We start from the raw sequence: 22,520 nt of genomic DNA, 5'->3' as shown, positions 1-22,520 counted from the left end.
TCACAGGATAGCCCACACCAGCCAGGGTTAAGCGCACAGCTTCCGAGCCTGACCACGAGGCGGACACCCTCACCGGCCCACCAGGCAAGGATAAACGCTCGTTTGTAGCCTGCTTCGCTGGTGTAGCAACCTTCGCCATCCGGCTAGTGCCATCACCAACGACAGTCACCCCGTACGGCATGATTCCATCCAAATCTACACTAGGACTAGTCATAAATTTTTCCCTCCTATTCAGGGTTCGGGCCGTATAGCCTCACGGCAATCGGCGAAACTAGATTTGCTCAGTCAGCTTGACAGGGCGGGTATCCCCCCGGACAGGCCGAATACCTGTCACTTGATAACCGCCAATGCTGGCTGACGCGGGCAGCAGTGCACCCGCTGAATACGTTTTCCACGTCTTTCCATCATCAGGGGTTACCTGCACCGCACGGCTGGTGCGATACCCCTTCCCCCGAGGCCAATACACAATCATCGTGCCCTCATGCATGAGACCGAGGTTTACGCCGCCTTGAATTGAATCCTCATACGGCGGGACCTCCCATCCACGACCATCCTTCGGGACAAACACAAACTCCAAAGCCCGATTTGGCCACCACATATCCACAACGATGTGCACTTTATCAACGCCGTAATTCACCACCTCAGGCTCCACAATCAGCCGTCGATAGCCAGGACCGGCACCATACGCGAAGAAATCAACACGTGAATTCTTTCCCCACGCGTCTACCATGCGCCCAATAACCTGCACGCGGCCAGCCCAAATGCCCTTGAAATCTAATCGGAGTTTCCGCTGTGATTCAATCGGAGTCATCGTCATCAGCTCGTTATCAGTGACGGTGGTCATGCTGGATTTGTCAAAAAGTCGGGTGCGGTGCACCTCTCCCCAAAAGATCGCATTCTGCTGAATGAGTAGCGTGTCCTCAAAAGCGGCCTGAGCCTTTTCCAAGCTAGCCGCCGCCGACGCCGCTGCGTCCACCGACTTCTGCATGTTGCCCATGGTCTCGTCACGCGCCGCGCTCGTCTTTTTCAGGGCTTCCACGGAATCGGTGGCAGCATCGACCGCGATATTCGTCTGTTCGATGGCGTTGGCGTTTTCTTCCGAGGCTTGCGCGGCGGACATAGCGGCTTGCGCGGCCTGCGCGGCAGCCGCCGCGACGTAGCGGAGGGCCTGGGCTAGGAGGCGCTGTGATTCTTCGAGCACATCGATTTGTTCTTGAAGCTTCCGGTCGGCTTCCGCGAGTTTTTCATCGGCTTCCGCGAGCGCGGCGATGGCTTGCGCGTTCAAATCAGCGGCGCGTAGTGCTTCCGCTGCCGCCTGGGAGGCTTGCATTGCCGCCGCACCCGCCTGAGCCGCCGCCATAGCCGCATAGCGGATAGCCTCACCATGGATTTCCAGCACTTCGCCATGGGTGGCCAGGATGTCATCATGCGCGGACAGCACAGCCTGGTGTTTCGCGGCGACCTCCTTCAGCACATCCGCGAGACTCCTACCCGTACCACCCGCGTTATCCAACAAGGACTGGGCATCAGCCAGGGACTTCCGCGCCGCATCCTGCAGCGGAGACAGCTCTTCCAGAAGCGCGTTAGCCTCATTCACAAGCGACTGCGACACCATTGCGTCCTGAGCCGCCGCATTAGCCGCCCGCTGGGCCGCGACCACATGCTTCTCACCCGCAGCCACCGCCGCCGCAGCAGCCTGAGCAGCCTTAGCCGCCTCACCAGACAACCGCGCCACCTCAGCGTGCGCCGCCACCACATCATCCCGAAGCGGATCCAGCTGGTCCAAAATCTCTTCGGCCTGACGCGCAAGCTCAATCGCGAGAGAGGCGGAAGCCTGCGCCTGCGCACCCTGAGCCGCAGCCGCACCAGTGAGTTGACGCACCAGTTGCAAAATCGCGTTAGATGCATCGACAGCATCACGAGCCTCTTGGATACTGCCCTCGATGTCGAGATTCTCCACGAGCGCGGCTGTTTCATCGGCCTTTGTCTTGGCCTCGTCGGCCGTGGCTTTAGCCGAGGTCGCGGTAGATTTCGCAGTGTCTATCTCCCGCTTGTTCTTCTTCCTGTCGGCAGCAATCTGTGACTCAATCTGAGCGTTTTGCGAGCGCAGCTGCTCAGCATCAGCGGCGAGCTGGCCGCCGAGATGGACACGCGTATCGCCTGAAATATCAGCGATGCTGGTGACAAGGGAAGGGATGTCGACGCCCCAGATGCGGGCGTCGACAGTCGAGCCCGCGGCATAGTCCACTCTCGGGATGGCCTTTCCCAGGCCCGCGCCCGAGACATCAGCTTGGAAAAAGATATCGCCGTCTGAGCGCTTGATACCGGTCCGAATCTGCTGCTCGACATCGGATGCCCCTGTGTTCATGTCCATAGAGGCATCGGCACGGACGAAGCCGAAGTCGAAGCGGCCAAGGTCCCCGGAGTCGGTGCGCGCGATGTAAGCATCGGTCAGCCGGTCATCCCAGGAATCTCGCTCCAACTCGCGCTTGAGGTCCAGGGCGCGCTTCTCCTCTTCGGTAGCCCCAGGAGGATATTTAATCGGCTCGTCCAGATAGTCCGGCCGCTCCTTCTCGATACCCTCCGGAGTTGTTACCGACCACCGTCCATAGACGTAGTACGAAACCCGGCGCGTGGCAGTAAGGCTGCCTCCATCGGGTCTTAGTTTCACGTGGGACATTTATCCCTCCTTGGGTTGGTCGACGTCGATGACGATGGTGGGTTTGGTGAGGGTGTGTCCGGGGACGGCTGGGTCGCCTGGCCACCACATGCGGGCTTTGATGGTGGTGCCTGCCATGGCTGCGATGGGGGCGAGTGTTTGCCAAAGAAAGCCGTCGTCGGGTCGGATCATGACTTTGGGGCTAGGGTTGCCTGACGTCTTTGTAGACACGACGACGGGCGGGTCGTCGGTGCGGCCGATGGCTTTCCAGGTGGCGTCGAGTGATTCGACGATGGCGCGGCGGATGGTTGGCTCGGCGTCTCCGGAGAGTACGAATCCGTCTGCTTGGGCGGCGAAGTGGACGTTTTGGAGTTGGCGTTTTTCTTTCCAGCCGGCGGCGTAGTCGCGGTCTAGCTCGGCCCATTGACCTCTGAGAGAGCGGGGATAGGACCAGAGGGGGATGCCGTCGACGAGCGTGAGCATGTCGGCAGCCTGAATCTCTAGTGTGTTGGGCGCTGAGTAGGGGCCGGTGAGGGTGGCCGCGGCGATGAGGTAGGTCAGACGGACGCCGTGTTTTTCGTAGACGAGGAAGTGGACTCCGCGGAGGGCCGGCTGTAGGCGGGCTTCGCTGTCGGTGGGGCCGATGTTCTCGTCGATAAGCGCGCCGACGGCAGGGTGGATTTGGCCACGCCGCCCGAGGATGTTGAACTTCACGCGGGCTGCAGAGGTTGAGTTGTGCGTTTCAGGTATCTCGTAATCTGGTAGCGGGGCTGGTAGGTCCATGAGTGGTTCCCCGTCGGGCCCGGCTAGCCCCCACCAAGCTTTTTGGGTTTGTGAGACGTAGCGGCGGTGCTTGGTGTGGTTTTCCCAGTCGGTCAGGTTCATGTGTCACCCCCAGGGATGTGCGTAGCCGAGCCTCCACTCCAGGGTGGCTCCGGCTGGGACGGTGATTGCTCGGGTGTCTCCGACTGCGATGGGTTCCGGTAGGACTTTGCCGGCCATGGCTTTCCAGAGTTCGCGGTCTGGGGTGCCGTCGGGTCGTGTGACCATGCAAGATTCGTCATCGGAGACGTAAAGGATGCGCTCGGTTGAGGTGGATGGCAGGGTGAAATGGGCCGCGGAGGGGAGGATTACGCGGCCGCCGTTTCCTTTCCATCTCACTCGGTAGGTGAGCGGGATTTGCCCGGTGTTTTCGACGAATGCTGCGCCGGTAGATTTTTGCCAAGGTCCGAACCATGCGCCGCGCTCGGCGACGAGCTGGGCCTCAACCTCTATCTCGCTGGTGTTTTCCGGGATGATGTCGGGGTTTGGCAGCTGCTGTGCGAGTTTGACCTCGGCGGTGCGGTCGAACTGTGGGAGTCTGTCACGGCCGGCGATTAATGTGCCCTCGCGGGTGAGGCTATGGGCAGCGAGCCAGCCGAGGTAGACCTGCTCAAGGCTTGCCGAGGAGGTGCGGGCAGCATCGATAGTTGCTATCAGCGAGCCGGTCATTTCCCCGAAGCTGAGGTCGGCAGCGAAGCTGCCCGGCCGGCCGAGTGCTTCTTGAGTGGTGCGCGTGACGTTAGCTGAAAGCTTGAGTCCTCCCTGCGGGACGCCGATGGCGGCGTCCGGGGCGAAGAGGTCGTAGAGCTTTCCGGTGTGAGCGCGGAACTTCAATGTCAGCACAGTGTGTCCTCCTATCGTCCGGCCATGATGATGTCGAGGCCGCTGGGCTTGTTGTCTTGGCGTATCTGCTCGACGTCTGCCTTGACGCCGTTGAACTCTGCGAAGAGCTTGGTCAGGTAGCTCTCAAGCTGGTCGGAAGTCCACGCCTGCCCGGCAGGGATCTGGACGGTGACGTTTTGCTTGAGGAGCTGATTCGTTTCCCGCGCGGCAGCTACAAGGTCTTCCCGGCGCGCAGCGGCTACCTCAGAGGCCTTGACGAGCGCTTCGGTCTCGGCCTTACTGGAGGATTCGGCGATGCGCTTTTGGAGCTCTTGGTAGGCCTCTTCGGCGGCGAGGGCTTCGCGCTTCATTTGGAAGTCGGCTTCGGCGGCGGCTTGTTGGGCTTCGAGGCCTGCGAGTTGGGAGCCGTGCTTTCCTTCGATTGAGGCCATGGCGTCGGCGTACTCGGCGTCAATCTTGTCGAAGGCTGCCTTTTGGCGTTCGGCCATTCCGGTGATGGTGGCGTCCCAGATTTTGTTTCCGGCGTCGAGCCCTGCGGTGGCCCATTCGGCGTTTCCTGTGTGGACGGCAGCTCCGATGCCGGCGGCTCCTGCTAGTGCTGATGCTCCGGCGCCGACGCCGATGCTGACCTTGTCTCCGGTGGGCAAAGCCTTCCATGCTTCGTCGGCAGCCTTCTTGTCGTGGTTCTTCAAGATTGATGCGCCAGTCGCGGTGTCCGCGATGCCCTTGGCTCCGAGCCCGATGCCGGTAGCGATGAGCGCAGGATTCATGGTGGCCACACCGAGGGCTCCGACGGCGAGGCCGCCGAGCACGCCGAGGATTCCGCCAGCGGTCTTTTGTCCGCCTTGGACTCGTTGTTGAAGCGCGGTTTGTTGGCGATTGTTCATGCCGTTGAGCTGCGCTGATTGTTTGGCGAGCATTTCGGTGTGGGCGGTGAGGACAGCCGCGTTTTGGGCTTGGAGCACTGAAGCTTTGGCGGCGGCGATGGAGGCGACTCGAACGCGGTTTTGTGCTTCCAGCTCTCCGATAGCAGCGGTCGCACGTGCCTTTGCCAGTGCAGCTTCGGCAGCGCGGATTTCCTTGGCGTTGGTCACAACAGAGCTACCAAGAGCATCGGCAGCGTCCATGCCGAGGACGCGGAAGCGGTCAACGGCGTCTCCCAGCGCGGATACAGATGTTGCTCCCATGACGATGTGGCCCTCGCGGGCCTTGGCGAGATCAGCCTCGGCGGAGGCAACGTCGATAGCTCCATCCATGCGGGCGCGCGCGACGTCCCACTCAGCGATGCGGAGATCGCCGAGGGATTTAATCGTGGCGAGGTTGAGTGAGACTCGCTCCTGGGCGAGCTTGGAGATGGATTGCTTCGTTTCCTCGATAATTCCGCCGAAGCGTACCGCTTGGTCGACGTACTGACTCAGCGATTCAAAGGCGGAATCGAAGGCGTCTGAGAGTGAGGTGACAAGGTCGGAGACGACTGTGAGGCGTGCACCGGCGAGTGTGCGCTCTGCTGCCTCTAGGCGCTTCGCTGCTCCTTGAGCGTTTTCACGCGCGTTGGAGAGCTGCTCTTCTGCGGTCTCGACGTCCTCCATGGCGGAGACGACAGCATCGGTGTTCTCGTTGCCGGACTTCTTAAGCTCCTCGGCGGCGTCTTCGCGGGCACGCGCGAGCTTCCGCTCGGCGTCGGTAAGCTTCTTAGCCTTCGCTTCCTGCTGCTTTTGAGTGGCCTTAGCGTCCTGAGAGGTAGCTATAGATTCCTTGCGCGCCTCCTCCACAGCACGCTCGGCGTCGGCCAGCTTGCGCTGGGTCTTGGTAGACAGCGCGGCATCCTCAGACTGGGCTTTAGCCAGATTGTCGCGAGCTTCGGCGAGCTGCTTCTCGGCAATGGTGATATTGTCGAGGTCTTGAGCGTTTTGCTCGCGTGTGGCCTGCAGTCCAGCCTCCGCGTCCATGACAATTTCCGTGTTGTCGAAGAAGCGGACATTCGTGTTAGTCCAGGCAGTGAGTTGTCGTCCGGCGTCAATATATCCCTGCTCCAGCTTCTTAGCTTGAGCCTCAAGGTCTTTACCTACGGCATAGACCTTCTTTGCGGCGACGACAAACGTCGAGTTCTCTGGAAGGTCGAGGCCATGATTTCCGGTGTACTTGCCAGTACGTGCGATGTCAGCGAGGACCGGGACGAGCCGGTCAATCGAGCCGACGAGGCGAGGAATAGCAATCATCGTGCCGTGGACATCTCCCCACTGCCCGTTAGTGAGGACCGGTTCAGGCTTGCCCGACATGTTGCGAGCGAGCTTGCCGTGCTCCAGCCATCCGCCCGAGTCATACAGGGACGTGTTCTTTACGGCCTCCAAGGCCGCGCCCATGACCTTGGCGTAGCGGTCAGGAAACGCGGAGACCTGAACACCCTGAGCTACAGCCCCAGGAGCCATGCTCGGCCAGTCAGGGAACTTGCTCAGCATCGCATCGAAGAACAGCCCTGCAGACTGATACGGGTTCATGCGCTGCGCAAGCGTTCCCCATCCAGCTTGGCGCTGCTGGAAAAGTCCTACCGAATCATGATCACTTCCGACGGCATCGTGGCGGTACTGAAGCGAATCAGGAACGGCACGGTTGGCGTACATCTTGAGCGGATTGCCGGACTCCACGAAAGCGGTGCCGACACCAATCATGGCGCCGCGCTCTGGGAGGCCGTGGGCCTTGGCGCTGCGGGCAATTTCCTCGACAAAGAAGCCGTGGCCCCAACCAGAGCCGGAGCCACCATCAGAGACCTTAGATCCCTTAAGAGGATCCGTATCCGACGGAGTGACAGACGTGCGGTTTTCCGTGGTCTTACCGACCTTAAACTCGCGGCGCTTACTGACTCGGAGCGCTTTGGCGACTCCTTTATAAATGGAGTCAGCGGAACCAAAGCTGACGTCGACGTCATCGTCGTTGCTCCACTGCATGCTTCGCGACGTCTTTGTCGATGACGAGCCAGAAGACCCGCCATCTGCAACGTCGACGGAGACCTTCATGTCCGGCTTAGCCGAGGTCGCCGACAGCGGCGCGTCTGCAGCAACGTGGACGTGATTCCGGTGCTGATTCATCGTGCCCGCGCCATAGAAGCCGAAACCATCGCCTACGGACTTGCCGTTTTTGATGTTGTTTCCGAACGGGGAATGGATCAGCTCCAGGAGCTGGCTGCCATAGTTATCTGCGAAGAACTTCGCTGCAGCCTGCATCTCCGGAGTCGTGTCATACCCGTTGGAGAAGTCCACAGCTTTGCCCATACCGTGATAATCATTCGAGTTGCGCAGCGTCGAGGTGATCGTCATCATCGGGAAGTTTTTCTTCACGATGTCCGTGATGGAGCCGATAACACCGCCGCCTGCAAGCGCCTGGAGCTGCCCCGGCGCGGCCTGGTTTCGCTGTTGTTGGAGGGCGGCGCCGCCTGTAAGGCGTGGAAGCTCGCGGTAGAGGTTGGAAACGATGTCGTGGGCTGTGCCGGAGTTGAGGGCGTCTAGGGTTCGGCTAAAAAGGGCGGAGCGTCGGCCGTTGACGACCCATTCGCCGCGGTTGACGCGGACAGTGGGCATGCCGCCTTCATCAACGCCGAGGAATCCGTCGACGATGTGGGTTCCTGGTCCATAGACGGGGAGGCGTCCGCCTGCTGCGAGCTTGGGTACTCGGCCGCCATGGGCGTGCCCGGCGGTGCCTGAGACGGTGACACTTCGGCCACGAAGGGAATCCAGCAAGCTGTTTGCCCAATTGATTGCCTTCTTAAGTGGGCCTACGTCGGCATCAATGACCGGCTTTGGCTTGCGTCCGGCGAGGTTGGTCAACTTTCCGTCGGCGTCTTTGACCTTGTTGTCGAGCAGATGCTTAGCCAGGTCTGCGGTGGGGGTTGGGCTTTGTGCATCGAGGACGGCGAGGTCCCCCATGGCGATAGAGTGATTCTGCTCCAGCTCGTCGATGATCATCTGGGCCTGAGGCGTCGGCTCTTGGATATCCAAGTATTCGATGAGGTCTTGCGCTTGCTGCGCGTTCATCTCGAATACGGTGTTATCGAGAGCGAGGGAAACATCTACGTCGGTGCCGTCGATTTCCGCCATGCGGTTGACGACCTGCTCAAGATTTACGGATGCCTCTTCGGTGCTTCCTGTGACCTCGAAGGTGCCGTCAGGGAGTTCTTGGATGTCGTACCCGAGTTGGTCCAGATACTTCGCGGCGCTCTCATCGAGTATGCCAACGTTGATGGTCTTGCCCTCTTCGAGGCCGTCTAGTGAGGCCCAGACTGAGGCGAGCTGTTTGGTGGTGTCTCCGGCCCCCTCAAGGTTGAGGGCGGTGTTGATAGTGTCCGGCACCAGGCCGTAGGAGTTAATTAGCTCCTGCAGCTGGTCGTCGGTGAGCCCAAACTGTTCCTTGAGTGATTGCAGGGCTGGCTGCATGAGGTCGAATGCCTCTTGCGTGTCTGCTCCAGAGACTGCAGCCTGCTGTAGCTCATGCCGCAGGTCTGTCAGGTTATCGTGCAGCAGACGGGACGAGGCGTTAGTCGGCTCCAGCTTGCCGTCGAGTCCGAAGAGCGCATCTCCCAGAGTCTCTACGGGCAGCTGCGAGTTCACAGCGGACTCGACCATCTTGTCGACGGCGTCGGCGGTATCCATGAGGGCTTCTTCGGCCATCTTTGGCACGAGCCCCATGGACTCCATGAGCTTCTCAAGTGCTGAAAGCTTGTCTTCTCCGGAGGCCGCCGAATCAGCGAGCACATCTACAGCGGAGGCGGCTTGTGCAAAGGACGGCTCCATATTTCGGGCGGCGTCGATAGTCGCCTGCATTTTCTCGCGGGCAGCTTCGAGCTCGTCAGCTGCGGCGTTTCCGGCTTCCCCTGAACCTCGGAGGTTTGACTGGAGTTCGTTGTACTGACGCCCACCCTCGGCAACTACAGTGCCGAGGTCTTCCATTGAGATGCCGAGGTCCTCGGCGGTGTCCTTAAGTTCCTTGTAGGCCTTCTTGGTTTCCCGGGCTTCCCTGTTGGCTTCGCGTTGCTCCTTACCGGTCTGGGCTTGGCGCATGGCGGCAGTATCCACCTTTGAGATAAAGCCGTCGAGCATTTCGCCGGTGGCGATGAACTCGGTCATTGAGTTATCGACAGCCTTAGCTGCAGCCTCTAGAGCCTGGGCATTGAGCTCGCCGGTGGTTCCGGCGACTGCTGCTGCCAGCTCGCGCTGTACCTCTGCTGATTCGGCAGCGGCCTGAGCCATCTGCCGCTGGGCATCCTCGGCACGTCGATTGGCGTCAACGACGGCAAGGACGACGCCTGTTGCTGCCGCGATACCGACAGCCCATGGACCGCCGAAGTAGTCTATGACTCCACCCGCTGCGGACTTAAGCCCTGTGAATGCTCCAGCGCCAAGGCCCTTGACTGTACCCGCCATGTTGGTCACGGAGCCGACCACGCTATGGCCGGCTTGGGCGATCATGCGATCCGCGGCGTCCCAGCTATTGCCAGCGAGTAGTGCACCGGCCTTTGCTTCGGCTGCAGCCGTCTTGTGGGTTGCAGCGAGGTCCTTGAGCGGCACCGATGCTTGGGTATATGCCCGGGCCATCTGAGACATCGTCTTGTTGCCCGACGTCGCGGCCATCTGCATTGCAGCGTCAAAAGTGCCGATTTCCCTACCGGTCTCTGAGTAGTAGGTCTTGAGATCACGGATTCCCGGCCCGAGATTGACGAGCTCGTCTTTGACCTTCCCGATTCGGGACACATGCGGGCCCAGGACACCAGTGGCCTTCTCAACGATGCCCGGCAGCGTTTTGAAGCCGGCGTAGGCCCCAACGGCAGCTGTCACAAGAGCCGGGTGATCGGCCATGAAGCCCGAGAGCTTCTCGATGCCCGGAGTCAAAGCTCCGATGACACCATTAGCGCCTTCTAGCGTGGTCAAAAGCAGTTGCCAGCCACTGATACCGAGAGATGCGGAAGCCTTAGCTAGCTCGCCGCCGATCTTCCCGATTGTGGGAGCCAGTCGCGCACCAGTTGAAACAAGCTCAGAGAACACTTCTTTGGTTCCCGTTGCCAAGGATTGGATTTCCTTGGAATTAATGAATCCGGAGGTTGCCTCCTTAACACCGGATCCGAGCTCCTTTAGCTTCGGAATGGCGCTACCGCCGAGCCAGGAGTCGAACTGGTCGATGTATGGCCCGGCCTTTGTGGCCATTCCATCGATGGAGTCGGTGATTCCGGTAAATACGCCGGCGGCCTGGTTATAGAACGGACCTGCAAGTTGAGCACCAAAGCGCGAAGCCGCAGCCCACATGTTGGAGAACGAACCGCTAGTGGTCTTACCTGCTTCTTGGGCTGCACCACCAATGTGATTTCGAAGCGCAGACTCAAAGGTTTGGAAGTCGATTTCTCCGGCAGAGACCATGTCGGAGATTTCCTCCGAGGTCTTGCCCAGCTCGTCGCCCAGCATTTGAAGCACAGGAATACCGCGAGACGTCAGCTGCATCAGGTCATCGCCCTGGAGCTTTCCACGCGCCGCGACGGAGCCGAAGATCGCACCCATCTCATCCATGCTTGCCCCGGCGATGCCCGCGGTATCAGCCACAGTCGTGAGAACCTGCTCAAGCTCTTTGCCCGGCGCGATTCCGGAGGCGACGACCATAGCCGCGGTAGTGGCCGCAGCGTCGAGTCCGTAGGCCGTTCCCTTCACGGATGTGAGGGCGTTTCCCATAATGGCGGAGACGTCGTTGGCGGAGTTTCCGAGGCCGGTTAGCTTGGCTTCCGCGTTTTCAATGGCTGTCAGGCGGCCAACACCCTTGGTGATGGATGCTCCGAGGCTGGCTCCAGCGGCGGTGCCGACGGAGATCATTCCGGTTTTCATGATGCCGCGGAGTCCGCCTACGATTTTCGCGCCCATTCCTTTTCCGGAAGCGTCGGCCGTCTTTTGTGTGGCGTCGAGGGCTTTGGCGACTTCTGGGGTGATTTTGGAGACGTCGGGGGCGATTCGGATCCAGCCGGTGCCGAGCTCTGTAGCCATTGTGTTCCGCCTTTCAGTCAGCGCCCTGGTGGGCTATTCGGTGCGTTGAGCGACCCGTGCGCGTACTTCGCTCGCGGATAGTTGCGGGCGATGCGGGGTGCGCGGGGGTGGTTGAGCCGGGGGTTTTGCGGTCGGTGAGGAGTCGCGCGCGGTGGGCTTTTCTTGCCTGACTCCCCATGCAGCGACTTGGCTGCCTGCAGGTGGATTGGTCAGCCATATCCAGATATCTGCCCATGACAGGCCGCGGCCAATCATGCTGAGGCTGAGACCGCGCTGCATGAGGTCTATGGTGAGTGCAGCCGCTAGTTCTTTTTCTTCTTTGAGGAGGCGGAGGACTTGGAAGAGTCGGCTTCCCCCGTATCACCACCGCTAAGCAGTCCGGACTTATCGGACTTGACCCAGTCGTTGCCGATTTCCATGAGCTGGCGGGTAACGAGCTGGTTAATCGCGTCTTCCTCGTTTGGGTTGTAGTGCTTGAGGACTAGGCGGATTCCCTCGGTGTGGAAGATCTGCACGTTCTGCTTCTTGGTTTTGTCTTCGAGCGCCTGCAGGTCGACCTGTGGCTGGCAGTCGAAGTCGGGGATGGTTACTTCGACGAAGGTGTCGTCAGATCCTGCTGCCGGGATGGTGTAGGTCTGTACGTTGTCGGTGATGTGCTGAATTTTCAGAGACACGGTGAGCCGGTCCTTTCGGTTTGGTGTGTGGCGAGCCGGGCCGAAGTCTTAAGGCCCGCCCCGATGACGTGGGCAGGCCCGGCTCAATGGGATGGAGATTTCCCACGAACATCGGGACGAGAAGTGGTGGCAGTGATTTTTATCCCCCGCTGCCATGCCCCGGGGTCGATGGGTTTACTCGTCAGCCAGTCGTTTAGGAGGTTGCTTCAGCGTCCGTTGGGCCCTCGTTCTCGGTGGTCCCGTCCGCTTCGTCTTCGGTCGCGTTGGGGTCGTAACGGCGCTCGACGACGTTGGCGCCCTTGAGCTCCGGGTCGGTGGACTTGTAAGCGCGGATGGTCACCTCGGTGCGAGTGACGTCGGAGTGAGCGACGCGGCGCTCGCCGACAGAGACGACTTGGCCGCGCTCAATGATGTAGAGGTTGGTCTTGTCGCCATCTACGGCCTTGAGGACGTGGGAGGAAATCGGCAGCGGGTCAGAGGAGTAGTAAACCGTGCGCTCGATTCCTCCCTCGTCGATCTTCTTCTTGGTGGTCTTGGAGTCGCCGAATGTGGTCTTAACGACTGCCTCGGTGTCATCCTCCAGGAGCGTGAGCACGACTTCGACGCCGTACTCGGACTGGATGGTGCGGAAGACGTCGCCGCCCATCATGCGGATGTCGTTGTTGTTGCGGGTCGGCGTGACAGAGAAGCCGTCTTCGCCGACTGCGCCGTGGTCCTCGAAAGCCTTGTCCAGGGATTCGAGAACGGTCTTCGGCAGAGCCGTGCCCAGGGGCGCGCGGAAGTAGACGCCGCCGTCAAGTGCCGGGGTGCCTACAAAGGAGTTATTGACATTGATCATGAGGCATGTCCTTTCAGATTGTGTGAGCCGGGCCTGAAAGGAATGGCGCCCTACAGACGAAGCTTTAGAGCGCCGGTGAATTGAAATCGGGTGTGCTCAACATCCGGGGACGGATAGGGAGCCAGATTATGGTCGGTGTAGCCGCGAACGATGCCGTTTCCCCGAAGGTGTACCCAGGCGTGCTGGGCTTTTTCCGCGAGAGCTTCGGCCTCTAGTGCATCGCGGGCGTAGCACTCGATGAGGAATCGAGGGTCATTGGTCGCGATGGATCTAGGTGCTCCGCCGATTCGGCTAAGCACGATGTGCTCGGAAGGCCGAGGCTGCGGCATTTCCGTCGACACGGGGACCTCGACGGCGGCTTCTAGTGCTGCGACTGCTAGGTCTTGTGTGGTGTACGGGACGGGGATCATCCGAGCACCCGGACAAGGACGTTGTCCCGTGCCTCTCTGCGCATCGCTGAGAAGGTGTCTGCATAGACGATTCCGACGAAGCGGTGACGTCCCTGCTTATAGGAGGCGACGAATCCATCTCCTGCGGCCGAGGCTTTCTGCTCAGCGTAGGTTTGGACGATGCCTTGTGCCATGGAGCTGCGCGCGAGTTCTTCTAGACCAGCTTTATTGGACTCATATCTGGCTCTAGCCATCTTCGTCCTCCTCTTCCTTGGTCTCCCAGTGGGCTGTTATCCACCCTGCTGGTGAGTAGGCAGCGACGAGATGAGTACGGGTCCTATCTCGCCAGACGAGCAGGGAGCCGCCATCGAAGTCCAGCGTGCCGTCCGTCTGAAGCCGGTCGTAGCCCTCGGCGTGGTAGACGCGAAACAGTGGTTTTCTCATCGGTCCTTCCTTCGTGTGTTGACGACGACGAGGCCGGGGTCCCAGCCGAAAGGGGAATGCGAGTAGTTCTCTGGGTGGCCAATGACTTCGAGAGTCCCGTATCCGGGGATGTCGACGGCGTCTCCTTCGTTAAAGGTTTCTGGAGGCGCGTAAATCTCAAGGTCTACGGTCAAGCGCTCATGTCCGGCCTGCTTGGGCTCGTCTGAGCTTGGCTGAGCCCATCCTGCAACACGCACCTCAGAGGTGGTCTCCTCGGTGACAGCGTTGCCCAGCTTGTTGCGGCCGGTGATTGTGCGGCTGATTTTTCGCACTGTGTGGCGCAGCGGGAACGGTGTGGTCATGCTCTCCCCCTAGGCTCCGTGCCCCGTGGACCGTTGACCCAGGCTGTGTCCAGCGAGTGCTGCGAGTGTTCTGGGGTCATGTCGATGCCGACGTGTTTGTTTCCACCTCCGGAGAGGATGGAGCGGTGGGCAGGGGTCAGAGTCATTGCCTGGGCGATGGTCTCCGTGCCGTAGGTGACAGAGTCGGTGAATGTGCCGGCTGTCTGCGCTCGCTGGCGGACACCGTCCGGGTTGCGCATGACCTGAGAGACTAGCTGAGCTTCGACGTAGACGAGTCGGCGGCGCCAGATTCCCTCTGGGTCTTCGGTAAGACGGGACATGACCGATGGCACTTCGGCGAAGATGAGCGTTTCAGCGTCCTCAAGCCAGGCTTCGAGCACACTGTCATCTGGCAGTGCGTCATTGCCTACCCAGCGGTCACGGACATCCTGCGGAGTTGCGTAAGCCATGGCCTATCCCCTCCCTGCTAGGCAGCAACCGGTGAGCTAGCTGCCGGGGTGATTACGCCGCCCGGATAGATCTTCTTCTTGCCCTTGCCAGCGCGAGTGACCGGGATAGCGGTCTGCCAGCCGACGCGCATGACGACGCGCAGGGCCTTGGTGTCCTGCTGCATGAGGTTGAGGACGACCTTGCCCTCAGCATCAGAGATAACGCCTTCGGAGAAGAGGTCATAGGTGATGTCTTGACGGATACCGACGACCTGCTTGTCCCAGTCAAGGCCGAGCATGGTGGCCTTGTCAGGCTCCCAGGCTCCGGAGTAGACCTCGCCGAGGCCGTAGCCGTACAGGGTGGCCGGTTGGCTCTGGGACATTGCCGGTGCATAGATGGGCTGGCCAGTTTCGGTGCGAAGGCCGATCAGCTGCCAGTTAAGGCCGGGCTTGGAGGCGAAGCCGTTGATTGCAAAGCCCTGGTCTGCGACGAGTGCGCCCAGGGCAGCGACGTCGGCGCCGAGGTCGGCGTTTGTTCCGGCCTCAATGGCATTGCCTGCGGCCTTGGCGGCGGTGAAGATATCGGTTGGCCAGGAATTGGGCTTGTCTTGGCCAAAGAGCGCGGCGCCGTCAATCTTGTGGCCGATTGCCTCAGCCAGAAGCGGGCGGATCTGGGCCCAGAGAGGGACGTCAGAGTCATCGATAAGCGCGTCAGGCACTGGGACGATGACTGCGAGCTCCTCGGCGGTAATCGTCTGGTTCTTCCAGGTCGCCTTAGAGGTCTGCTTCATGCCGGTGTCACCATCGACCCAGTAGGCATCCGGCAGCTCGGCCAGTACAGGTTGCTTGGCCTTGCCCTTGGACATGGGAGTACGGCGGGCGTTAGTGAGCATGACGGAGGACTTCGGGGCCTCCTCGATGATTTCGTTGATGATCTGGTCGGGGATCATCGCGTCGGCTACGTCTGCGCGGCCGACGATGTTGTTGAAGTTAGGCATTGCCTAGTTCCTTTCTACTTGCTGAGGAAGGCCTTGCGGAGCCAGTCCTCGTCGGATTGCGGTTGGCCGCCGGCTGCTTCGCCGCGGACAACGGGCATAGGTGGGTTGGCCCCGAGCTTCTCGGTGACTGCTGCCTCAACGAGCTTGTTGATGTGCTCTTGGATGGATGAAGCGTGCTCGGCCATCTCTTCGGCATTGTCTCCGGTGATGAGGTTCTCGGGGAGTCCGGTTTCCTTAGCCACCTGCGCGCGGGCAGCTTGGATCCTCGACTCGGCTAGCTCCTTTTCAAGAGCAGCGAGCCGGTCGGAGTCTGAAGAATTAGCCTTTAGCTTCTCTTCGAGCTCAGCGCGAGCCTTGTTGCGCTCGATGCGATGAGCGGCCGACTCCTTACGTGCCTTTGCCAATGCTGCTTCAAGGTCCTCACGGGACATCTGCGGCTTGGAGTCCTGCTCCTGGCTAGTGCCCTGTTGGTCTTGTTGCGACGTATCAGGCTGGCTCGTGGTTGCCTCTGGCTCCTGGCCGTCGACGTTGGTGGCTGGGATGGATTTCGACATTATTCCTCCTGGGAAATGTGCTTTACATGAAAAATCCCCGCCACCGTCTAGGTGTGGGGAGAGCTTGCTCACCAGGACTCGAACCTGGATTACCGGGACCAAAACCCGGCGTCTTGCCATTAGACGATGAGCAAATTGCCCGGCGCGCGATGCGCTTCTGGGGCTTAGTCGGGGCGGAGTGTTTCCCCGTTGGGTCGTGTTTCGCGGATGTGTTTCTTCCAGAGTTCTGCTTGTCCTGGAGCGGGTCCGCGGTCGGTCCAGGTGACGTCGTACCACTCTTCTTGGAGTGTGCGGACGACGTCGGGGAGGTCGTCGGGGCTGTGGCTTTCGACGGCGATGCAGGTGCAGTTGTCGTGGTAGGCAGCGTCACGGGGACGGCCTAGTTGGTAGGAGTGCCCGGCATCTGCTGACGGATTCCGCCAATGCGAGGTGGGGCGGGTGGCGCTGCGACTAGAGACCGAGAGGGCGGATTCTTTGGAGGTGTAGACGCCGCCGCGGCTGGCGAGCATGAGGCAGAACCAGCAGGCTTTTGGGCCGGGGACTCTGGCGTATCGTGTGCCGGCGGCGCGGGTCGAGTTCCAGATAGTGTCGCGGGCGGGTTGCTGGATGAGACGGCCGAGGGGGCCGACTAAGGCGATCGCTATGGCGGTGAGGTCTTTTCCTCCGGCCTTGTTGACTGCCCACGCTAGTGTGCCTTTGACCTGTCCGGTTGCTGGAAGATCGGCTCTTACGGGGGCGGCGAGTTTGTTCCATAGGTCCACGGTTCGGCGCGAGTTTTCCAGGGCTAGGAGCGCGGATTCGGCGGCGGCTTGCCCGTATTGGTCTATGAGGGCCTGGTAGTAGAAGAGCAGATCTTCCTGACTCATGCGTGGGTTGGCGCGGACGATGTCGAGGAGCTGGCGGGTGGCTTTGCGGACTGCTGCAGAGAGCTGCCGTTTGTGGGCGGTCCATGCTGCATCCATGTGCTACCTCCTCCCCTACTGTGTGGCCTCGGCGGTGAGCGCGTCTACCTCGGGGTCGGGTGTTTGCGCTAGGGCTGCAAGTGCTTGTCGTCCGGCAGCACTTCGGGCGTCTGCGACGAGCTGTTGCACGGTGGCTTCGTCGTATCCGAGGAGTCGGTACGTCACTGCCGAGTTTGGCGGGAGTGCACCGACGGAGATGAGGGACATGACGGACTGCGCGGCGGCGGAGGCTGTTGGCGTCGAAGGGTCTCGCCATTGGGTTATCAGGCCCTTCATGCGGGGGTCTGGCTTATAGTCCCGGCTGTAGATTTGATGCGCGTATCCCGCGGCACGGGCCCATGCTGGCCCGTATCCCTCAGTTGCGCGGCTTGCCACGGCAATGAGGTCGGCCTCAGCGGCGTGGATAGCGTCGGCCGAGCTCGGGTTGTCGTGGACGATGCCGAGGTAGTTGAGTGGGATTGAGGTTGCGCCGGAAAATTGCCCGGCGATTGCGCGCAGTTGGTCGATATGCGGCTGCGGGCTCGATGGATTGAACTGGCCAATCTGAGGCAGCGTTCCGGAATCTTCATCTGGGCCCAGGGCGAGGAAGCGGTTCAGGTAGGTCTTGAAAGTATCCGCAAAGTCATCTGAATCCACTCCCAGGGCGTAGCGCTGGGGGAACGAGAAGAACTCGGCGGTGCCCTCCATTCGGAGCATGGTACGCACAGCCGCATCGTTAAGACCCATGACCTCGTCGGTAATCCTTGGCATGCCGAAGGTCTGCTCTAGATGTGGCCGGAAAGCCAAGCGCTCCATGGGCACGGCTCCCAGCCAATGCGGGTGCCGTTCAACGTGCCAGCTATTTCCCGCGCGAGTGATCTCCACGATGGTATCCGGCAGCCACAGCACAACCTGCTGGGTATTGCCTACCTCGTCGTTGTTAAGGGTCATCCCTGCAACAATGCGGCGGGTGCGCTTGTTGTAAAGAGCACTGGCTTCACGTGCAGAGCGCGCAGCGATAATGGCCGGCGGCTCTCCCTGGGACTCGTCGCCAGCGGAGACGGTGACAAACGCGGTGCCGTGAATCAGGGAGGCAGTGTGGGCCATGGATTGGAGCTCGGAGAGCTGGTTATCCCAAGCAATCTCCTCCAGAACACTATCGGGTTCTGACTCCCCACGGACGACGAAGCCAGTGGGATTGAGTCGGTGCTCCAGCGTGGTTACTGCCTTCGCAGGCCAGCCGAGAATCGTCTCCAACCGCCCCAGCTGTGGAGGCATGGCCATGCCGAGCTTTCCGGCAGCGCGCAGAGAGCGCTTCCCCAGGTAATACAGCGAGCGCAGATCATTAGACCGTTGGTGCGCCTTGAGCTGCTTGGCCATCAATGCCAGAGCGCGCTGCTCCTGGGCGTCCAGGCCCGGCGCGACTGCGGCGGACTTGACGAGGTCGCTCATGGTGGCCTCCTTAGTTGAGTAGTCGGGCTCCGCGGCGTTTGCCTGCGGTGGTCTTGCCCGAGTTGAGGACGGTGGTGCGCCCCATTCGGGCGCCGATCATGGTGACGGCGTAGTCGACGAGTTTGTTCGAGGAGCGGTTGATCTTGCCGAGGGAAACGCCCCATTGGTTGGGGCGGCGGCGGGCGTTGTGGACGTGCTGGCGAAGCATGGGATCGCCGTCGTGGGTAAAGCGTCCTTCTTCGATGTCGAGGGCTGTCTGCATGGCGGTTTCGGTGAAGAGCTGGTTTCGGCGTGCTGCGCCGGGTTGGCTCATTCGCATGTCGAATTTGACGCTGTGGCCTCCGGCTCCAGGTGTTGCCCAGACCTTGAGGTGTTTAGCGAAGTCCCTGTGCCACTCGTCGATAAGTGGCCCCCAGTAGAGGGCTTCGGTCTCGTCGTCGGTGGCCGGTGAGGGGTCAACGCCGAACCAGGTCACGTTGTAGTAGTCGAAGGCCTCGCGGACGACGGCATCGACGACTTCGCGAGGGGCTAGCCAGTCGTCTCCGCGTGCGCCTTTCGGGCGTTTCCACCCGCCGAGGCTGATGATGTGGCCGTCGGTGAGCCTGCAGGCCGATAGCGTTGTAGCGTCTGTGCTCTTTGAGCAGTCGAGGAACATGGCGATTTTGTCGCCTTCGTCGACGATGGTGTCGGGGGCGGCCAGGGCGTCGAACTTGCCGGGGTCGGTCCATGCTTCCTCGGCAGCGGCTAGGCCGTTGAGGTAGTAGCGGATGGTCTGAGCAGTCGAGGTGCGCGAGTCGAGTGCGGCTTCGAAAATGGATACTTGGTCAGCCCACGGGGCGTCTTTGTAGGCTTGGGCAATTCCTTGGCGGAGGTCGTCCTCATAGGCGATGTTGAGCCGCGGGTCATATTCGACGCTATCGTAAAGCATTTTTACGCGGCCACGCGCGACTTGCTCCTGCCACTCGATGAAGCTTCGCTCTGCCCAGGAGTCCATTCCTTGGCGGTGAGCGTTGGTGAACTCGCTGACGCGCGCTTGGACATCTTTCGGGGACTTGGAGACGTTTCGGTATCCAACCTCAGCGATTTTTGTACCACCTGAGGATTCCGTCATGTGGTGAGTCTCGTTCAGGATGACTGCGGTCTGGGGCTTGCCCTCGCCGGTTCGTTCTGATGCGGTGAGCAGCTCTATCTTTGAGCCGTTCGACGGGATAAGCGTTCGGGTCATGCCTGCATCAATTCGCAGTTTGCGTTTGAGCTTGTCGGAGATCATCCCGTTGGCGACCTCAAGCATTTCGCCGGCCTGCTCTAGGGAGTTCGCTCCGAGTCCGACTTTCGCGAAGCGTCGGGGTGCTCCTACAGGGTGGCCGTCCTTCCAACCGACGAGTTTTACCGGACCGCACATTTCAACGAGTGCTTCACATGCTCCTAGTGGGTCTTTGCCGGTGCCCTTTGCTCCTCGCACTACCGAGGTGGTGTAGAGCCAGCGACCACTATCGGGGTGGATGGCGTATTTCATGTGGAAGTAGCGCTTTTGTCGAAGCGTCATCCGAAAAGGCATTCCGCTCTTGTGGTCAATGAGCCAGTATTCAACCCACCGAATAATCTGCGGACCGAGGGAAGGCGGAAGCTGCGCAAGGCGGGACGGGTCTGTCTTCGGCAGCGTGGGGTCTCCTGGCCATGGAAGTGTTTCCCACGCCCCGGTCTCGGGGTCGATGGTGTAGCCGGGAAGCAGAAGCCCGGTCTCTGGGGTCAGAAGCGCTGTATCAGCCATAGAGCGCCTCCGGGTTCAGGTCGACGACGTTATCAGTGTCTGCGCCTTGGCCTTGCTCGGCTCGAATGAGCTCGATGCGGACGCGGCGGCGCGCGCCTTCAGAGGTGAGCAAGTTATCCATCATGGAGAGGATTTGCGACATCATCACTGCGCGAGGCTTCTCGCGGTGCATCTCAGCACTCATGAGGTCCGCGCATAACTGCGCGTATGCCCAGTCAGACGGCTCGTAAAAGACGTGCTGGCCGGACTTCTTCAGAGAGCGATACCAGCGTTTTGCCGCGATATGCCACTTCTTGTCCTCGGCAGGAGCCTTGACGGCGGACGCGCCTGCAATCTTTGCGACGGCGGGGCCTTCGGGCTTGTTGCGACGACGGCGCTGGTCTGAGCGTTTGGGGACGGGGCCTGGCATTGGCATCACCCCCTTTCATGCGAGTGGTCTATAGCGTCTGCGCTGCAGTCATCGCAGCGTCGAGGTCCAAGACGATAAGCTCGCCTGGCCGGAAAGTCTTTCCTGTCATTCGAATAAATCGGGCGCGGGAGTAGATCTCCACGCCTGTTCCGTCGGCAGCAACGAAGCGGCGACCTGCGCGCTCGAAGCCTGCACCGAAGATGTGAATCCCGGTGCCTGACGTCGACACCTCAGCCCATGCGCCCTCTGTGGCAGCAAGGACGGCCCGAGCGGTCGGGGTTAGTTCTCCATCTCGGAGCGCGTTGTCTAAGTCGATGCAGACCACGCCATCGCCGAGCATGAACCCGTACCCATCGCCTGCTGTCGAGCTTTGAGCTTCGGCGTACGTCGTCCACGTCGTCGGGTCTGTCGAGGATGCAGCTTTGCCATTGACCTGGATAGGTCGCTTGCCCGCTGCTCGTGTCCACCGTGAAAGCGCGGTCAGACGCTGGGGCGTGTGCGCGCCGCGCTTGCGGCGACGATATGCGCGCTGGCGGCAGGCATTAGAGCAATACCGCGGACGACGCCCGCGGGCACCGCCCAAGCCAGTTTTGGCGCCACACTCCACACATTCCATAGCTCCAATCTTAGCACTATGCGTTACGAATTACACCGCTCACCTGCACGTTCATCTTTCGCGAATCCTCAAAGCCCGTACAGCTGTCGAGCCCGGCGCGCCTTCGTTGAACGAGGCTGAGCGGCTCCCAGCCTTCGAGCGGGCACCCTGGGGGCGTTTTACGGCTTTACCTGCAAAAAGTTCGAAACCCGTACACAATCGGAGGCCCTATGAGTTCCGTGCGCGCCGACGGCCGGGGAGGGGATCCCCAGGGGGTCGGCGCTGCGCGAAGGAGGACGAGCCAGGCAGGAGTCCGGCGCGAGGGGCCGGGGGCCGCTTGCGCGAGTACCGGGCCCGGGCGCGCTGTGCCTCCTGCTGGGTCTTTGGCGCGTGGCAGGCTGCGCACGTGCCTTCGAGGTTGGCGAGCTCATCGGTGCCGCCTTCGGCGACGGGGATGATGTGGTCTATCTGGGTTGCGGTGCCAGTGCAGTTGGGTCCGCGCTTCTCGCATTGGCCACGGCATCGGCGCATGACGGCTGTCCTGAGCTTGCGAGGTACTCCGCGCAGGCGGGTGCGTTGGTTGCTCTGGAAGTTAGCCATGGAAGTGTCCTTTCCGTGGGTATGCGAAAGGCCCGGACATCAGGTTGATGTTCGGGCCCAGCGCTTTCGCGTTCATCCTATAACACCGGGTGGGCACCCTGGTATATCCCCTGGTCACTATTCTTTTTCGCGATTCTTAAAGCGTCGTCTAATCGCACGATGCGGTGGCCGTTGTCGCCGATGGTGTAGGCCAGGTGCCCGGACTCCATGTAGTGGCGTAGCGATGTCCTGGAGAGGGGGTGGCCTAATTTTTGGAGCCAGCTGGCGACAACTCGCGTCGTGCCTTCAGCGGGTGGTTCGATGGGCGTGTCCTCGGCTGGTGCAACCGTCTGCTCAACAAGCCATGCTTTGTCGATGATTTCGATTGCAGCCTGCTCAGCCCAAGGCATCGCTTCGAGGTCCGTGAGCTTGCTGCGCGTCCACGCTGCTAGCGCCTCGATACTCTTCGAGCTTGGATGTCCAACGTCCGAGGAGGCAGCTAGTTCTGTCGCCCAGAAGTGCAGGCACGCCTCAGTGTCCACCTTGAGGTCGACGATGGGAATAACGATTGGTGGCTTCGGTCCAGGGCGACCACCTGGCCCGGCGGTATCTGGTGGTGCCTGGCGCGGGAAGAGTAGGTCATCGAGCTTTGCCCCAAGGTTCTCGAGCTTTACCAGTGACCTAGATAGTCGATCTAAGAGCGCATCATCCATGTCCAGTGTTTCCTTTCAAAGTAAATCGAGGGGTGGTTAGAAGGCTTGCCCGGCCCG

The 22,520-nt window shown here is 60.8% G+C and carries 20 protein-coding genes and 1 tRNA gene; all 21 read right to left on the bottom strand.

The window, feature by feature from the left end:
- Window positions 1–271: 271 nt before the first annotated feature.
- Window positions 272–2,680 (bottom strand): hypothetical protein, encoded by a 2,409-nt coding sequence (locus HMPREF2978_RS04735; protein WP_070744361.1) that lies wholly within the window; start codon window positions 2,678–2,680, stop codon window positions 272–274.
- Window positions 2,681–3,544, bottom strand: a complete 864-nt coding sequence (locus HMPREF2978_RS04730) for a hypothetical protein (protein ID WP_070744359.1) — start codon at window positions 3,542–3,544, stop codon at window positions 2,681–2,683.
- Between the two features lie 3 nt (window positions 3,545–3,547).
- Window positions 3,548–4,324, bottom strand: a complete 777-nt coding sequence (locus tag HMPREF2978_RS04725; RefSeq protein WP_070744357.1) for a hypothetical protein — start codon at window positions 4,322–4,324, stop codon at window positions 3,548–3,550.
- An 11-nt stretch (window positions 4,325–4,335) separates the two neighbouring features.
- Entirely contained in the window at window positions 4,336–11,337 is a 7,002-nt protein-coding gene (locus HMPREF2978_RS04720) for a tape measure protein (protein ID WP_070744355.1), read from the bottom strand.
- Window positions 11,338–11,639: 302 nt separating this feature from the next.
- Window positions 11,640–12,011 carry a hypothetical protein gene (locus HMPREF2978_RS04715; RefSeq protein ID WP_070744353.1) on the bottom strand — a complete coding sequence of 124 codons (372 nt, stop codon included), beginning with the start codon at window positions 12,009–12,011 and terminating at the stop codon, window positions 11,640–11,642.
- 193 nt (window positions 12,012–12,204) lie between these two features.
- Window positions 12,205–12,849 (bottom strand): phage tail tube protein, encoded by a 645-nt coding sequence (locus HMPREF2978_RS04710; RefSeq protein WP_070744352.1) that lies wholly within the window; start codon window positions 12,847–12,849, stop codon window positions 12,205–12,207.
- A gap of 50 nt (window positions 12,850–12,899) precedes the next feature.
- On the bottom strand, window positions 12,900–13,259 hold the full coding sequence (locus HMPREF2978_RS13010) for a hypothetical protein (RefSeq protein WP_143342271.1): 360 nt from the start codon (window positions 13,257–13,259) through the stop codon (window positions 12,900–12,902).
- On the bottom strand, window positions 13,256–13,492 hold the full coding sequence (locus HMPREF2978_RS04705; protein ID WP_070744349.1) for a hypothetical protein: 237 nt from the start codon (window positions 13,490–13,492) through the stop codon (window positions 13,256–13,258). Before HMPREF2978_RS04705 ends, HMPREF2978_RS13010 begins: the two co-directional genes overlap by 4 nt.
- Window positions 13,485–13,682 (bottom strand): hypothetical protein, encoded by a 198-nt coding sequence (locus HMPREF2978_RS04700; protein WP_070744347.1) that lies wholly within the window; start codon window positions 13,680–13,682, stop codon window positions 13,485–13,487. The genes HMPREF2978_RS04705 and HMPREF2978_RS04700 overlap by 8 nt, the downstream gene beginning before the upstream one ends.
- Window positions 13,679–14,023: a hypothetical protein gene (locus tag HMPREF2978_RS04695; RefSeq protein ID WP_246818724.1), complete on the bottom strand. Its 345-nt coding sequence runs from the start codon at window positions 14,021–14,023 to the stop codon at window positions 13,679–13,681. Before HMPREF2978_RS04695 ends, HMPREF2978_RS04700 begins: the two co-directional genes overlap by 4 nt.
- Window positions 14,020–14,472 (bottom strand): hypothetical protein, encoded by a 453-nt coding sequence (locus HMPREF2978_RS04690; protein WP_070744345.1) that lies wholly within the window; start codon window positions 14,470–14,472, stop codon window positions 14,020–14,022. The genes HMPREF2978_RS04695 and HMPREF2978_RS04690 overlap by 4 nt, the downstream gene beginning before the upstream one ends.
- 17 nt (window positions 14,473–14,489) lie before the next feature.
- On the bottom strand, window positions 14,490–15,449 hold the full coding sequence (locus tag HMPREF2978_RS04685; RefSeq protein WP_070744338.1) for a phage major capsid protein: 960 nt from the start codon (window positions 15,447–15,449) through the stop codon (window positions 14,490–14,492).
- Between the two features lie 14 nt (window positions 15,450–15,463).
- A complete protein-coding gene (locus tag HMPREF2978_RS04680) occupies window positions 15,464–16,003 on the bottom strand; it encodes a hypothetical protein (protein WP_070744336.1) in 540 nt (179 codons plus the stop codon).
- A gap of 63 nt (window positions 16,004–16,066) precedes the next feature.
- Window positions 16,067–16,137 (bottom strand) — tRNA-Gln (locus HMPREF2978_RS13205).
- Window positions 16,138–16,167: 30 nt separating this feature from the next.
- Entirely contained in the window at window positions 16,168–16,965 is a 798-nt protein-coding gene (locus HMPREF2978_RS04675) for a VG15 protein (protein ID WP_070744334.1), read from the bottom strand.
- A 15-nt stretch (window positions 16,966–16,980) separates the two neighbouring features.
- Window positions 16,981–18,396: a phage portal protein gene (locus tag HMPREF2978_RS04670; protein ID WP_070744332.1), complete on the bottom strand. Its 1,416-nt coding sequence runs from the start codon at window positions 18,394–18,396 to the stop codon at window positions 16,981–16,983.
- A gap of 10 nt (window positions 18,397–18,406) precedes the next feature.
- The gene (locus HMPREF2978_RS04665; protein WP_070744330.1) at window positions 18,407–20,167 is read right to left on the bottom strand and encodes a terminase; all 1,761 of its coding nucleotides are present in this window, start codon (window positions 20,165–20,167) and stop codon (window positions 18,407–18,409) included.
- Entirely contained in the window at window positions 20,160–20,576 is a 417-nt protein-coding gene (locus HMPREF2978_RS04660; RefSeq protein WP_083316493.1) for a phage terminase small subunit, read from the bottom strand. The genes HMPREF2978_RS04665 and HMPREF2978_RS04660 overlap by 8 nt, the downstream gene beginning before the upstream one ends.
- A gap of 28 nt (window positions 20,577–20,604) precedes the next feature.
- A complete protein-coding gene (locus tag HMPREF2978_RS04655) occupies window positions 20,605–21,192 on the bottom strand; it encodes a hypothetical protein (protein ID WP_070744326.1) in 588 nt (195 codons plus the stop codon).
- Between the two features lie 207 nt (window positions 21,193–21,399).
- Window positions 21,400–21,771: an HNH endonuclease gene (locus tag HMPREF2978_RS12785; protein WP_083316492.1), complete on the bottom strand. Its 372-nt coding sequence runs from the start codon at window positions 21,769–21,771 to the stop codon at window positions 21,400–21,402.
- 77 nt (window positions 21,772–21,848) lie between these two features.
- Entirely contained in the window at window positions 21,849–22,463 is a 615-nt protein-coding gene (locus HMPREF2978_RS04650; protein WP_070744324.1) for a hypothetical protein, read from the bottom strand.
- Between the last annotated feature and the right edge of the window lie 57 nt (window positions 22,464–22,520).

Source organism: Corynebacterium sp. HMSC074C01 (genome assembly GCF_001814605.1).
In the GTDB taxonomy this organism is placed as follows: domain Bacteria; phylum Actinomycetota; class Actinomycetes; order Mycobacteriales; family Mycobacteriaceae; genus Corynebacterium.
This window is presented reverse-complemented; position numbering and strand designations above follow the sequence as displayed.

Coding starts and splice junctions, on each gene's coding strand:
- HMPREF2978_RS04670 (WP_070744332.1), bottom strand. CDS start 18,396: ATGAGCGACCTCGTCAAGTCCGCCGCAGTCGCGCCGGGCCTGGACGCC.
- HMPREF2978_RS04700 (WP_070744347.1), bottom strand. CDS start 13,682: ATGAGAAAACCACTGTTTCGCGTCTACCACGCCGAGGGCTACGACCGG.
- HMPREF2978_RS04695 (WP_246818724.1), bottom strand. CDS start 14,023: ATGACCACACCGTTCCCGCTGCGCCACACAGTGCGAAAAATCAGCCGC.
- HMPREF2978_RS13010 (WP_143342271.1), bottom strand. CDS start 13,259: ATGATCCCCGTCCCGTACACCACACAAGACCTAGCAGTCGCAGCACTA.
- HMPREF2978_RS04650 (WP_070744324.1), bottom strand. CDS start 22,463: ATGGATGATGCGCTCTTAGATCGACTATCTAGGTCACTGGTAAAGCTC.
- HMPREF2978_RS04735 (WP_070744361.1), bottom strand. CDS start 2,680: ATGTCCCACGTGAAACTAAGACCCGATGGAGGCAGCCTTACTGCCACG.
- HMPREF2978_RS04720 (WP_070744355.1), bottom strand. CDS start 11,337: ATGGCTACAGAGCTCGGCACCGGCTGGATCCGAATCGCCCCCGACGTC.
- HMPREF2978_RS04685 (WP_070744338.1), bottom strand. CDS start 15,449: ATGCCTAACTTCAACAACATCGTCGGCCGCGCAGACGTAGCCGACGCG.
- HMPREF2978_RS04660 (WP_083316493.1), bottom strand. CDS start 20,576: ATGCCAGGCCCCGTCCCCAAACGCTCAGACCAGCGCCGTCGTCGCAAC.
- HMPREF2978_RS04690 (WP_070744345.1), bottom strand. CDS start 14,472: ATGGCTTACGCAACTCCGCAGGATGTCCGTGACCGCTGGGTAGGCAAT.
- HMPREF2978_RS04680 (WP_070744336.1), bottom strand. CDS start 16,003: ATGTCGAAATCCATCCCAGCCACCAACGTCGACGGCCAGGAGCCAGAG.
- HMPREF2978_RS04710 (WP_070744352.1), bottom strand. CDS start 12,849: ATGATCAATGTCAATAACTCCTTTGTAGGCACCCCGGCACTTGACGGC.
- HMPREF2978_RS04655 (WP_070744326.1), bottom strand. CDS start 21,192: ATGGAATGTGTGGAGTGTGGCGCCAAAACTGGCTTGGGCGGTGCCCGC.
- HMPREF2978_RS04665 (WP_070744330.1), bottom strand. CDS start 20,167: ATGGCTGATACAGCGCTTCTGACCCCAGAGACCGGGCTTCTGCTTCCC.
- HMPREF2978_RS04675 (WP_070744334.1), bottom strand. CDS start 16,965: ATGGATGCAGCATGGACCGCCCACAAACGGCAGCTCTCTGCAGCAGTC.
- HMPREF2978_RS12785 (WP_083316492.1), bottom strand. CDS start 21,771: ATGGCTAACTTCCAGAGCAACCAACGCACCCGCCTGCGCGGAGTACCT.
- HMPREF2978_RS04730 (WP_070744359.1), bottom strand. CDS start 3,544: ATGAACCTGACCGACTGGGAAAACCACACCAAGCACCGCCGCTACGTC.
- HMPREF2978_RS04705 (WP_070744349.1), bottom strand. CDS start 13,492: ATGGCTAGAGCCAGATATGAGTCCAATAAAGCTGGTCTAGAAGAACTC.